Below are 12774 nucleotides of genomic sequence, written 5' to 3'. Positions count from 1 at the left end.
TTCAATGATTAGGTATATTCTGAAACAGAATTAAATATCGCGAAAAACTGCTAGGGGTGCCCAGGTATGGGCTGAGAGAAAAACACTCGTTTTTTAACCCTTTGGACCTGATCTGGATCATACCAGCGTAGGAAAGTAGTGAGAAACTGTTTTTTCTCTAACTTTTTTAAGCTAACCAGGTCCGATTGGGAACCTGGTTTTTTATTTGCGTAAAAAAATAAGGAGAGAATATCAATGGAACTAAATGAACAGCCCAACGAAGGTTTAACTAGCAGAATTGATGATAAATTGCCTCCTGCTAAAAGCTTTTTATATGGTCTCCAGCATGTCTTTGTTTCAAATGTCTGGCTTGACCCAATTTTTGTAGCGGCAATGATTGGTCTGCCGCTGACTTTATCCGCCAATATTGTAAACAGTATTTTTATTGCTGCAGGACTGGTAACGCTAATCCAGGCTACTAGACTAGTTCGGCTTCCAATCGTGCAGGGACCTTCCGCCGCTTTTGATTCGATTATGATTGCCGCGGGAAAGGCACATGGGCTTGCAGCAGCTAGTGGAGGAATCCTGTTAAGTGCTCTTATTGTTTTTATTTTGTCTATTACAGGATTAATTGGCCGCTTGAAAGCAATATTTACTCCTGTTATTTCGGGGACAGTTATTTTTGTTGTTGGTATTTCACTTTCAAGCTTTACGCTTTTTGAATTCCTTGGAGGGACACCGGGAATGGAAAGCTTTGCAAAGCCTTCGACACTTGCTATGTCTATACCAACAGCGGGTGTAGTTATTCTATTATCACTATTTGGCAAAGGAATGTGGAAGTCTTTTTCTTTCTTAATCGCTTTAGTAATTGGTGATATTATAGCGTCTCTTTTGGGGAAAACTAATTTTTCCATTATTGCTGACAAGAGTTGGTTTGGATTGCCGCACTTTCTTCCTTACGGTGCATTAACCTTTCATTGGAGCACTTTTATTACTTTCTTTGTTGCCTATATTGTAGCCGTTATTGAAGCAATGGGTGTATATCAGGCTTCTGCTGAAACACTGAAGGTCGATCTTGACTCCAAACGAATCCGAAATGGCTTTGCAGGTGAGGCAGCAGGTTCAATGCTTTCTTCATTAATTGGCGGATTTCCAACCACTGCTTATGCCCAAAATGTAGGTCTATTAAGGTTAACAGGGGTAGGGTCAAGATATCCAGTTATGTATGCAGGGGTAATATTTCTAATTCTAGGCCTTGTTCCGAAAGCTGGTGCTCTTTTGGCATTGACACCTGATGCCGTGGTAGGAGGCATCTTTTTACCCGCTGCAGCAAGTCTCATATTTACTGGAATTTCCTTGTTAGGTAAGATTGAAAAGTCCGAAAGAAATTATATGATTATAGGTTTATCCATATTACTTGCGATTTCACTGCCTGAATATTTTAAAGAGGCAAAAGGTGCCGTTGGGACGTTCCTTTCCAACAGCATAATGATTGCTGCCTTTACATCAATCATTTTGCAGTTCTTTCTTGTCAATATTCCTAATCGCATCAATAGAAACCATAAATAAAATTAAAGGGTTCTGGCCGACTAGTCCAGAACCCTTTATATATTAAAAAGGGGGAATAGACTTATGAAGACAATAGGATTAATTGGCGGGATGAGCTGGGAATCAACTAAGCATTATTATGAGCTGATAAATGAAAAGATAAAGGAAGAATTAGGTGGGCTTCATTCAGCAGAATGTATTTTATATTCCGTTGATTTTGAAGTAATAAAGGAACTTCAATTCGCGGGGGAATGGGAAAAGGCAGGGGAGATATTGAGTGCCACAGCTATAAAATTAGAAAATGCCGGTGCCGATTTTATTATACTTTGTACCAACACTATGCACATTTCAGCAGATGCAATCCTGCAGAAAATTACTATTCCTTTTTTACATATTGCTGACCCAACAGCTTATCAAATCAAATCAGAAGCCAAAAAGACCATCGGGCTGCTAGGCACAAATTTTACGATGGAGGAAGACTTTTATAAAGGAAGGCTGACTCAAAAGCATGGCTTGGAAGTTATTATTCCTGAAGAAGATGACCGAAAGGAAATCCATAGAATTATTTATGATGAGTTATGCTTGGGGGACATTAAGCTGGAATCCAAAGAGAAATATAAAAATATTATTAGTAAAATGGCCGAAAAAGGGGCAGAAGGCATTATTCTCGGATGCACTGAAATAGGGATGCTCATAAAGCCTGAAGATGTCACCCTTCCTCTTTATGATACCACGGCGCTTCATGCCTTCTATGCTGTGAAAAAGGCGTTAACTGAATAGATACAAGGGGAGAAAGCATAGAGATAGCTGGATTACTATCTTTTTATGCTGTCTTCTTTTTTTGTTGGGAATTCTCTATCAGACAAAATTCCAAAGAAATCCATGAAAATGTCTCATAGCCCACATCGATAATCCTTTGAGTGATAATCAAAATATCCCTTCCTCCATTATTAGAATTAGATTAATGCCAAATATTACGATAGACGAATCCAAAGGAAGAGAGTATAGTATTTAATGTTGTTTTGGGTTATATGAAATATTTTCTTAAGGGAAAATTAAGAATTATAAAATACTCTATTAGTTGTATGTTAAAAGTATTTTTTTAGTGTTTTACTGAGGAGGAACTTCCATGGATAGATTGTTACAATTAAATACAATTTTTATCAGTATTGTGATTGAAGCTATCCCTTTTATTATAATTGGTGCGTTTGTGTCAGCACTAATAGAAGTTTTCGTTTCTGAAAATACGATTATTCGAATCATGCCTAAAAATCGATTCTTATCTGTCATTACCGCTAGTTTAATAGGAGCATTATTCCCTGGCTGTGAATGCGGCATTGTTCCGATTACAGCCCGCTTAATAAAAAAGGGTATGGCGCCCTACTCTGCTATTTCATTCATGCTTTCGGCTCCTATTATTAATCCGATTGTTCTGTTTGCTACTTTTATTGCCTTCGGCGATAGCTGGACGATGGTATGGTATCGGGCAGGTCTTGCAATAGGCGTTTCGATTTTAGTCGGGATCATTCTATCTTTTTTCAGTAAAGGAAGCCCAATAAAAATCAATCACGATGAGCATATACACGATCATTCGCATCAAAATACCAAACAAAAATTGATTAGTGTTGTTACCCATACAATTGACGAGTTTTTAAGTGTAGGTAAATTTCTAGTCATGGGATCACTCATTGCTTCTGCTATGCAGGTTTATATCCCAACTAAGATTCTTGTTACATTAGGGCATACGAAAATAACAGCTTCATTAATCATGATGGCTTTAGCTTTTATTTTGTCCATCTGTTCAGAAGCGGATGCTTTTGTAGCTTCTTCGTTTAGAAATAGTTTTGCTCAAAGTTCAATCGTAGCTTTTTTAGTGTTCGGGGCAATGGTAGACATAAAGAATCTTTTAATGATGTTTGGTTCATTTAAACCGAAGTTTGTTATTCTTTTAATATCTTTAATTTCAACGTTGGTATTCATTGGTTCACTTCTTTTGTAAAGGATGATTGATAATGTTTCGAATCATTATTTTACTGCTTTTTACGAACTTATTTTTTATGCTGCACTCCACTGGAGACATTACAAAGTATATAAACATGAAATATTCCTTCCTTTCGTACAGTATGATTTTCGTTTTATTCTTTTTAACAATTGCTGAAGGAATACGCTGGTATTTTTCTGATAAAAAGAAGCAGGATGAACATGTTGAATGTGGCTGCAGTACCGGCCATTGCCATCATGATCACCAATCAAATAAAAATAAAGTAACAAAAGGAAAAAAGGTTAAAAGATTCTTATCTTATGCTATGGTTTTAATACCTGCCCTATCAGGCGTTCTTTTACCTGTTGCTACTCTTGATTCAAAGCTGGTTGATGCTAAAGGATTTCAATTTCCTGCTTTAGAGGATGGAAATGATAAGTATGGCATGCATCAGGTTCTCAACCCTGATATGAGCCAATTTATGGGGAAAGATGCTTTTTTGGATCTTGTTAGCAAAGAATCAAAATCCTATAAACCAAAAAACCATATAACACTTACGGATGAGGATTATTTAAAAGGGTTAGAAGTTATATATAATTACCAGGGAGATTTCACAGGGAAATCAATTACCATTAATGGTTTTTCTTATAACGGTCCGAACCTAAATAAAAATCAAATCTTTTTACTGCGATTCGGGATTATCCATTGTATAGCAGATTCTGGAGCATTTGGTATGATGATTCAATTCCCAAATGATATTCAAATACCTAATGATCAGTGGTATCAAGTAACAGGAACTTTAGAGACAGCCTATTATCAGCCTTTTAAAGCAAAGGTTCCTGTTTTAAAAGTGACAGATTATAAAATCATAAACAAACCAAAAGATCCTTATGTTTATCGAAATAGTTTTAACTAATATTTATAGCACAAAGAAGAACAGATGCCAGGCACCTGTTCTTCTTTGTTATATGGAAAGATATATCCCAGAACCTCAAAGTGAAATTAACTTTTTCATAATTAAAAAGGACATTTAAGCTTTTTGGTTTTTGGGGAATGTAAGCCCGATCCTGGTACCTTTATCAATTCTGCTTGTAACATTTACTTTCCCATGGTGCTTTTCAATAATCCAATGGGCAATGGAAAGTCCGAGACCCGTCCCTTCTGATAAGGTCCTTGCTTTATCACTTTGATAAAAACGGTCGAATATCTTAGGGATGTCATCTTCATTAATTCCAATACCATTATCCTCAACTATTAATTCAATCGAAGAATGTGACTGCCGGCAGGAAAGGCTGATAATCCCGCCCTCGCCAGTAAATTTCATCGCGTTATCTAAAAGGATGACAATGAGCTGATGAATCCGCTCCTTATCACCTGTAAAGGTAACAGGCTCCGGTATATCCAGCAGCAGTTCTTTTTCCTGATAAGAAATAATTTCTTCATATTGGCTGGCAAGCTCTTTAAGCAGCTGGTCAAGCTGAAAAGGCTGTTTTATTACCTCTATTTGATTGGAGTCGGACCTAGCCAGTGTAAGCAAATTCCTTACTAACTTTGATAACCTTCTTGATTCATTGGAAATAGCTGAAATATCAAGAATTCTATCTTCTATTGTTGCGGAAGGTGAGCGAAACAACAAATCCGTCTTGGCCTGAATAACTGCTAGCGGTGTTCGCAATTCATGGGAGGCATCCGAAACAAATTGCTGTTGTTTACCCCAGGCGTTCTGAATTGGAATCAAAGATCGTTTTGCCAAAAAGTAGCCGAATATGACGGCAGCAGCCATTGCTATGCCGCATCCTGTGATGATAATAAGCATCAATCTTCCCAGGAATTCTTTTTCAGAGTTGATGTTGCGCAAAAACTGAAGGGTGGTCGTTCCTTCAAATGGCACTGTAGCTTTTACTGCATAGTAGCGAAAGGTAAAATCTCCGATCGTAACGTCGTCGAGTTTATTTAAATTCTTAGGCCGGACGTTCTTTTCAAGCTCTTGGAACCTTTCGGCTTCAGGAGCTTGATCCTCAGACAAGTTATTTTTCTCATTCCATTGTAAAACAATGATACGAGGATCCCGAAAACCCATTTCTCCGTGCCTTCTATCATCATCTCTGGTTCTTTCGTGCGGAAAATCCTTTCTCCCTGCAGCTTCAAGCAGAGACCTGTTTACATCCTCATACAATCGATGTTCAGTGTAAAAATAAAGAATGCTTCCTAAAGAGCTGATTAAAATGGCGAAAACTATGGAATTCGTAATAGTTAGCCTTAATAAAGTTTTCCGAAACATGGTGTTCTCCTTATGCTTCTTTCAAAATATATCCTACCCCGCGGACGGTTTTGATATCTGAATGATAACCGGAAGGCTCAAGTTTTTTTCTTAAATGGTGCATGAACACTTCCACAATTGCAATAGTGGTATCTGAGTCGAATCCCCAAACCCTGTCATAGATTTGTTCCTTAGTCAGAATGGCCCCACGGTTTTGAATAAGATACTCTAGTAATTCATACTGTTTTAAAGTTAATTTCATAGGCTTTCCATCTACATGAACATCACGGTCTTTTCCAAGCATTTCAATCCCTCTGTATTGAAGAGTTTGATTCGTTGTCAGGCTGCCGCTTCTTCGCAAAAGGGCCCGAATTCTGGCTTTTAATTCTGCTGCCTGAAAGGGTTTTGTGATATAATCATCGCCTCCGGAATCCAGACCTTTAACCCTGTCTTCAAGTGAATCTTTTGCAGTCAAAAATAAAACAGGAGTCTTAATATCCTCTTTTCTTAAAGCCTGAAGCACCTCGAAACCATCCATTCCCGGCATCATGACATCCAAAATAATAGCATCATATATGTTTTGGCGTGCAAAAAATAAACCATCATCACCGTTCTCAGCCTGGTCTACCGTAAACTCGTCTGATAATAATTCAACAATAGATTTTAAAAGGGGTAAATGATCTTCAACAACTAATAAGCGCATGGTTTTCTCCTTTATGGTAAAAGCTCAAGAATAAGACAATCGGTTATCTCATTATCTGCTGTTAATCTTAATTTTTCCTTAAGGACTCTAATAAAGTATATTTATAATAATAAACTAAAACCTAACGGTGATAATAATGGAAGATGGAAATTAAAAGAAAAAATATTAGTGAAGGAAGCAAATCATGCAAAACTCTTTTTTTAGATTCTTAATTGTAGGAGTCATTAATACATGTGTAGGGTTAAGCGTCATGTATCTTTTTCTCCACTTTACAAAGTCATATTGGGTTTCTACTTTTACAGGAAATACAATAGGAGCAGGAGTTAGTTATTTTTTAAATCGAAAATTTACCTTTAACAGCACGAATGCAGTTTTAGGAAGCGTATTCCGTTTTATTTTAGTAATTGGATTATGTTATTTCATATCCTACTCGGTTGGCTTAAGAGTTTCATCATGGTTATTGGAATCCGTGTTGGATTTACACTCCTCTTATACAAAAGAATTGGCAGTACTTTCCGGCACCGGGTTATACACGGTATTAAATTATTTGGGACAAAGATGGTTTGTATTTAAGGTCATACCAGAGCAAGGAACAACTGATATTAGTTAATAGAAAAGTCGGCAGAGGCCGGCTTTTCTTAGTGTTTAAAAACTTCTCGGGAAGAATGGACTTACATTTTTAACAATTAATTAAGGAAAAGTTAAGGAAGTAACGTCATAATCTGCTTATCCAAACATTGTGGAAATCAATTTATCAAGAAATCCATAAGGACAAAGGAGCAGAGAAGATGAAAAAGTGGATTTTTATTATTGTTGGTATTCTTATTGTGGGTTATGGAGGCTACCATTTTTATTCCTCAAAATCCAATACTAGTCAGGTGCAAGCTATGGTGCAAAACCGAACAGATACTGTTCAAAAAGGGAAGTTTGAGGTGAAGGTGAGCGGTACCGGAACGGTTCAGCCTGTTACAACAGAGGATATTAAGTCAACCATTAACAATAATGAAATTGACGAAGTTTTAGTTTCGGCTGGAGAATCCGTTAAAAGCGGTGAGGAATTAATTACGTTTACAGACGGAAGCGATCCGATAACAGCACCGACAGATGGTGTTATTACAACAATAGCTGTATCTTCAGGAGAGCGGGTACAATCAGGACAAGTTGTAGCCCATTTGACAAACTATAACACTTTAAAAACAGTAGCTTCAATTGATGAGCTGGACATTCCAAAAGTACAGCTTGATCAAATTGCGACAGTCAAGGTTAGCGCCCTGCCTGATCAGACCTTCACAGGAAAGGTAACTGCAATAGCTAACGAAGGAACTTCAACCAATGGAGTTTCAACCTTTAATGTAGATATCTCTATCAATAACCCGAAAAATTTAAAAGTGGGCATGAGTACGGAATCAAGCATTTTGACTGCCAGTAAGGAAAATGCTCTTTATGTACCGCTTGATGCTGTCCATTCAATGAATGGTGAAAAATTTGTGCTGCTAGCATCAGGAAATAATACAAATCAATCAAAATCTCAAAATCAAAATCAAGGACGAAACTTTTCGGCCAACAGAGTAACCGTCAAAACGGGTTTAGCCAATGAAGATTACGTTGAAATTACCCAAGGCTTAACTGAAGGCCAAACCGTTCGACTGCCTAATCTCGCATCAAGCAGCACATCTAGTCAAAATAGCAATACAAGAGGAATGTTTGGCGGTATGGGCCGTGGAACGGGAGTTGGCGGTTTCGGAGGTAAACGTAACGGAGGAGGAAGTTTTGGCGGAGGGAGGGGTAATTAATGAGCACTTCAATGATCCAAATCTCCAACTTAATGAAATCCTATAAACTTGGAGGTGAGACTGTTCATGCTTTGAATAACGTCTCACTTAATATTGATAAAGGTGAGTTTTTAGCTATTATTGGTCCGTCGGGATCGGGAAAGTCAACTTTGATGAATATGATTGGCTGCCTTGATCGGCCAGATTCAGGAGAATATTATCTTGACGGAAAAGAAATCGGGCAAATGAATGATAATAATTTGGCAACCATTCGGAATCAAAAAATTGGCTTTATTTTTCAAAACTTTAATTTGCTCACGAAGCTTACCGCACTTGAAAATGTTGAACTCCCTCTAATTTATAGTGGTACTTCTACTAAAGAGCGCAGGGAAATTGCACTTGAATCTTTAGCCAATGTGGGGCTGAAGGAAAGGGCTGGCCATATGCCATCCCAGCTTTCTGGCGGACAGCAGCAAAGGGTTGCTATAGCCCGGGCACTTGCAGGAAACCCTTCTATTCTATTAGCAGATGAACCGACAGGGGCTCTTGATAGTAAGACGAGTTCAGAAATTCTTCAACTGATGAAAGAACTAAATGAAGCGGAGAATACAATCATTTTAATTACCCATGATTTATCAATCGCGAAACAAGCAAAAAGAATGGTTCGCATTCAGGATGGAGAACTGTTTGAGAATGAGGGTGAACGAATTGACAATCTTACAATCTATTAAAATGGCCCTTCGCAGTATTAAAGGTAATAAACTCCGTTCTATCCTGACTATGCTGGGGATAATTATAGGTGTTTCCTCTGTGATTGTCCTTGTTTCGATTGCTCAAGGTTCCACTTCAAGTGTAACGAGCCAGATTAATAATTTGGGTACCAATCTAATAACTATTAACACTTTTGGCACAGAACTCTCCTTATCAGAAGAAAAGATTGATAAGCTGGGAGAGTTAAATGGTGTTAAGGCTTTATCTCCGGTTGTTTCTGGCAGGGTCACTGTAAAAATAGATAAAACTTCATCTCAGACAACTTTAACTGGAACAAATGCTGACTATGAAACCGTGCGAAATACGAAGGTCAGTAACGGGCGATTTTTAACAGATTTAGACCTAGAATATCGGCAAAACATAGCGGTTATTGGTTCAACTACTGCAGAGAATTTATTTGGTACGGAAAATCCAGTTGGACAGTATATTCATTTGGATGGAAATACCTTTAAAGTAGTAGGAGTTCTGGCCTCTAAAGGAAGCTCTATGGGCCAAAGCGGAGATGATGTTGTTATTGTCCCATTAAGTACCGCTGAACGTTTAACTAAAACAACAAGTATTAATCAGGTTTATTTGCAGGGAAAAGCCGGACAGGATATGAATATGGTTATGGCTGAAGTTCAAAATTCTATGGCAAGAATGTTCCCTAACAAAACTGATAGCTACAGTGTTGTGAATCAGCAGGATTTAATGGAAACAATGAGTTCTGTTACTAGCACCATGACCCTATTGCTTGGTGGCATTGCAAGTATATCTTTATTAGTTGGCGGCATTGGAATAATGAATATTATGCTTGTATCTGTTTCTGAACGAACGAAAGAAATTGGGATTCGAAAAGCCATTGGAGCAAAAAGACGTGATATTTTGCTGCAGTTTTTAATCGAATCCGTTGTCCTTAGTGCTATGGGGGGGATTATTGGCATATTACTGGGGCTTGGAGTTGGAAAAATACTAGGTTCCACATTGCAAATGACTGTCACCTTCTCAAGCTCAGTCGTCATGTTCTCGTTCTTGTTTTCACTTTTTGTTGGAGTGGTTTTCGGTGTCTTCCCAGCCAACAAAGCTTCAAAATTAAATCCTATTCAAGCGTTACGATATGAATAATGAAACAACCGGCTGGAGCATACCCAGCCGGTTGTTTTTATATGATACAAATTACATTGATCCTGATTCGGCTTCAACAACTTGGTCTAGTTCCTGTTCTGCGGGCTCTTCCTGGCACCATGCATTACAAACAAACCTGGAATTAGCAGTCAGCCAGTATTGGGCTTCCTGTTTTTCAAAGAGGTTTCTGTGCTGGATAAACAAACGCTTGGCAAAGGGAAGCTTTACTTCATTTACCGATTCGTTGATTAACTGAATAATTTTTTTTTCTGTATTTGTAAGGGTATTATTAATACCTATACCTGCTTCTTTTTCCTGTTGAATAATCTTAACAAATTGTTTCGCATTATCATTTAGCATTTGATAGTTCTTTGTCTCGATTATACGTTCCCATTCTCTGAGGATTGTTTGTCGAAGTTCAGGGAATTTTCGCTGGACGGACATGCGATTGGCAAGAAGAATCACACTTTCGATTTTCAAAATTAACACTCCAGGCACAATAAAGATAGGTTTATATTACTATGTTATACAGTATAAAGTACCTAGTCAAATAAATTTTAAAAAAATTCTAAAATTAGAGAAATAGGGATAAGAGATTTTATTTATTTTAAAAAAAGTTTACAATGAGGTTGATTTAACAAATTAATATAAAAATGGAAGAAGTGAGTTCTTTGAAAAAGATATTTCTTGGACTAGCTCTTGTCGCCGGAATGCTTGCAGGATGTGCCGGAGGTAACGAACAGGAGAAAAACGGTAATACCAAGCCTTTGGAACCAATTGAAGTTACTATTGTTACACCGGATAAAATTGATCCTAATAAAGAAGTTCAATTAAAGGCTGAAGTTACCCAAGGAAAGGATAAGGTGGATGACGCCAAGGAAGTTAAGTTTGAAATTTGGAAAAATGGTACTGAAAACCATACCATGACTCCAGGAAAAAATGAGGGTAAAGGTGTCTATTCTGCAGCTTATACCTTTAAAGAAAGCGGAACTTATTCCATAACCTCACATGTTACAGCGCGTGATATGCACTCCATGCCTACGAAGCAGGTTACAGTGGGAATGACGAGTGGCGAAGAAGCAGAGCATCATGATGATCATGATCATCATACGGACACCGGCATTTCTATTGCACTTGAGGGAAATAAGGTATTCCCTTTAAATAAGGAAGTAACTATGACCGCGTTAATTAAGCAAAAGGATGTACCATTAACAGGTGCAAATATTACATTTGAAGTTTGGCGCGGAGAAGAACAGAAGCATGAATGGATCGATGCCAAAGAGGACGGTAATGGTAAATACAGCATTAACAAGACTTTTTCCAATACAGGAATGTTCCATGTGCAAGTCCATGTAAAAAAGGGAGACCTGCACGAGCATAATGTTATTATGTTTGATGTGAAATAAAGAAATAACAAAAGGCTGCCTGGATATGCAGCCTTTGTTGTTTTATAGAGAGAATTTTTTAAGAAGCTGTTCCACATGTTCAGCTGTACTGGCTAAAACTTCAGCATTAGCTGTTACATCCTCAAGAGAAGATAATTGTTCTTCGCTGGACGCCGAGACTGTTTGCGTGGCAGCAGCCGTTTCCTCATCAACGTTTTTGATGGAATCAACCGAGGCTAAAGCCTGAACTGCATCCTCGGCCATTTCTCCTACAGAACTATTTACTTCTGTAATTTGCGCTTCAACAGCATGTCCAACATCCTGAATTGTTGAAAATGCATCTCCAGCGGAGCGGACTACATTAATTCCATCAGATATTTGTTTTACTAAAGAAAGCTTAATATTTCCTTAAATTTCTTCATTAAAATTAAAAGGGCCGCGGATATGTCTGCGGCCTTTAGAATCTATTAACCCCTGCCTGCCTGAAAGCCGGGGTATTTGGTCATTCCGCCATCTGCGAAAAGAGTAATTCCGGTAACATAACTGGATTCATCGGATGCCAGCCAGGCGGCAACAGCTGCTATTTGTTCCGGCTTGCCGATGTATCCCATCGGAATAAGTTCTTCTACGCCTGCCTTGAGTTTGGGATCTGCAAATTTTTCCGCGTTAATCGGTGTATCAATTGCCCCTGGGCCAATACTATTTACCCGTATACCTTTAGGAGCAAATTCCAGAGCCAGGGTTTCAGGCATAAGTTTGATTCCGCCTTTACTGGCAGCATAATGCACAAAATGTGGCCATGGAATCATTTCATGGACACTCGACATATTAATGACAGATCCTTTTATATCATTTGCAATCATATAATCAATTGCTTCTCTGCATCCCAGAAAAGCTCCGGTTAAATTGGTTGCAATGACTTTATTCCAATCATCCAAGGTTAAATCTTCTGAAGGAACTTCGTTTTCCATTCCTGCATTATTAATCATGACATCTAATCGTCCAAACTGTGAAACAGCTTCCTGGACTAGTTTTTTTACATCTTGTTCCTTTGTAACATCACCTTGGACTGCTATTGCATCTCCTCCAAGTTCTTTGATCTGTTGAATGATTCCATCAACTGCAGGATCGTCCTTTTTAAAATAATTGATGACAATTTTAGATTTTTCTCTTCCGAACCGAATAGCCATTGCTTTTCCAAGTCCAGTTGAGGCTCCCGTTATGACAACCACTTTATCTTCTAGTTCAGGGTACATAAAAAAACAACCTCC

At 38.1% G+C, this 12774-nt stretch carries 14 protein-coding genes and 1 riboswitch; of the genes, 9 read left to right on the top strand and 5 right to left on the bottom strand.

The genetic code is table 11. The features are described 5' to 3' along the window. Positions 1 to 42: 42 nt before the first annotated feature. Positions 43 to 151: riboswitch (TPP riboswitch) on the top strand. Between the two features lie 83 nt (positions 152 to 234). From AC3WR0_RS03550 to AC3WR0_RS03535, 4 genes are all read left to right on the top strand, one after another. Then, on the top strand, positions 235 to 1548 hold the full coding sequence (locus AC3WR0_RS03550; RefSeq protein ID WP_492551010.1) for a solute carrier family 23 protein: 1314 nt from the start codon (positions 235 to 237) through the stop codon (positions 1546 to 1548). A gap of 63 nt (positions 1549 to 1611) precedes the next feature. After that, positions 1612 to 2307, top strand: a complete 696-nt coding sequence (locus AC3WR0_RS03545) for an aspartate/glutamate racemase family protein (protein WP_492551009.1) — start codon at positions 1612 to 1614, stop codon at positions 2305 to 2307. Positions 2308 to 2656: 349 nt separating this feature from the next. Continuing rightward, the gene (locus AC3WR0_RS03540) at positions 2657 to 3526 is read left to right on the top strand and encodes a permease (protein ID WP_492551008.1); all 870 of its coding nucleotides are present in this window, start codon (positions 2657 to 2659) and stop codon (positions 3524 to 3526) included. A 13-nt stretch (positions 3527 to 3539) separates the two neighbouring features. Beyond that, positions 3540 to 4424 carry a TIGR03943 family putative permease subunit gene (locus tag AC3WR0_RS03535; protein WP_027321690.1) on the top strand — a complete coding sequence of 295 codons (885 nt, stop codon included), beginning with the start codon at positions 3540 to 3542 and terminating at the stop codon, positions 4422 to 4424. Positions 4425 to 4538: 114 nt separating this feature from the next. Here the strand turns inward: AC3WR0_RS03535 and AC3WR0_RS03530 are convergent, their stop codons facing one another. Both AC3WR0_RS03530 and AC3WR0_RS03525 read right to left on the bottom strand, forming a co-directional pair. Next, positions 4539 to 5789, bottom strand: a complete 1251-nt coding sequence (locus AC3WR0_RS03530; protein WP_492551007.1) for a sensor histidine kinase — start codon at positions 5787 to 5789, stop codon at positions 4539 to 4541. A 10-nt stretch (positions 5790 to 5799) separates the two neighbouring features. Then, positions 5800 to 6471, bottom strand: a complete 672-nt coding sequence (locus AC3WR0_RS03525) for a response regulator transcription factor (protein ID WP_492551006.1) — start codon at positions 6469 to 6471, stop codon at positions 5800 to 5802. A 184-nt stretch (positions 6472 to 6655) separates the two neighbouring features. On the opposite strand from AC3WR0_RS03525, the gene AC3WR0_RS03520 reads away from it, so the two are divergent. The 4 genes from AC3WR0_RS03520 to AC3WR0_RS03505 all read left to right on the top strand — a co-directional run bounded on the left by AC3WR0_RS03520 (position 6656) and on the right by AC3WR0_RS03505 (position 10118). Then, the gene (locus AC3WR0_RS03520; RefSeq protein ID WP_492551005.1) at positions 6656 to 7081 is read left to right on the top strand and encodes a GtrA family protein; all 426 of its coding nucleotides are present in this window, start codon (positions 6656 to 6658) and stop codon (positions 7079 to 7081) included. Positions 7082 to 7259: 178 nt separating this feature from the next. Then, the gene (locus tag AC3WR0_RS03515) at positions 7260 to 8264 is read left to right on the top strand and encodes an efflux RND transporter periplasmic adaptor subunit (RefSeq protein ID WP_492551004.1); all 1005 of its coding nucleotides are present in this window, start codon (positions 7260 to 7262) and stop codon (positions 8262 to 8264) included. Beyond that, on the top strand, positions 8264 to 8974 hold the full coding sequence (locus AC3WR0_RS03510) for an ABC transporter ATP-binding protein (RefSeq protein ID WP_492551003.1): 711 nt from the start codon (positions 8264 to 8266) through the stop codon (positions 8972 to 8974). The genes AC3WR0_RS03515 and AC3WR0_RS03510 overlap by 1 nt, the downstream gene beginning before the upstream one ends. Continuing rightward, the gene (locus tag AC3WR0_RS03505; protein ID WP_492551002.1) at positions 8952 to 10118 is read left to right on the top strand and encodes an ABC transporter permease; all 1167 of its coding nucleotides are present in this window, start codon (positions 8952 to 8954) and stop codon (positions 10116 to 10118) included. The genes AC3WR0_RS03510 and AC3WR0_RS03505 overlap by 23 nt, the downstream gene beginning before the upstream one ends. Positions 10119 to 10169: 51 nt before the next feature. Here the strand turns inward: AC3WR0_RS03505 and AC3WR0_RS03500 are convergent, their stop codons facing one another. After that, the gene (locus tag AC3WR0_RS03500) at positions 10170 to 10598 is read right to left on the bottom strand and encodes a hypothetical protein (protein WP_492551001.1); all 429 of its coding nucleotides are present in this window, start codon (positions 10596 to 10598) and stop codon (positions 10170 to 10172) included. 191 nt (positions 10599 to 10789) lie between these two features. Here AC3WR0_RS03500 and AC3WR0_RS03495 point away from each other — a divergent pair, with 191 nt between their 5' ends. Continuing rightward, positions 10790 to 11524 carry a FixH family protein gene (locus AC3WR0_RS03495; protein ID WP_492551000.1) on the top strand — a complete coding sequence of 245 codons (735 nt, stop codon included), beginning with the start codon at positions 10790 to 10792 and terminating at the stop codon, positions 11522 to 11524. A 42-nt stretch (positions 11525 to 11566) separates the two neighbouring features. Here AC3WR0_RS03495 and AC3WR0_RS03490 read toward each other — a convergent pair whose 3' ends face one another. Together AC3WR0_RS03490 and AC3WR0_RS03485 are read right to left on the bottom strand one after the other, a co-directional pair. Further along, complete coding sequence (locus AC3WR0_RS03490; RefSeq protein WP_492550999.1) at positions 11567 to 11767, bottom strand: hypothetical protein; 201 nt, start codon at positions 11765 to 11767, stop codon at positions 11567 to 11569. Positions 11768 to 11970: 203 nt separating this feature from the next. Beyond that, on the bottom strand, positions 11971 to 12759 hold the full coding sequence (locus AC3WR0_RS03485; protein WP_492550998.1) for a glucose 1-dehydrogenase: 789 nt from the start codon (positions 12757 to 12759) through the stop codon (positions 11971 to 11973). Positions 12760 to 12774: the final 15 nt, after the last annotated feature.

It is taken from the genome of Neobacillus sp. FW104-15D2 (assembly GCF_058790155.1).
This window is presented reverse-complemented; position numbering and strand designations above follow the sequence as displayed.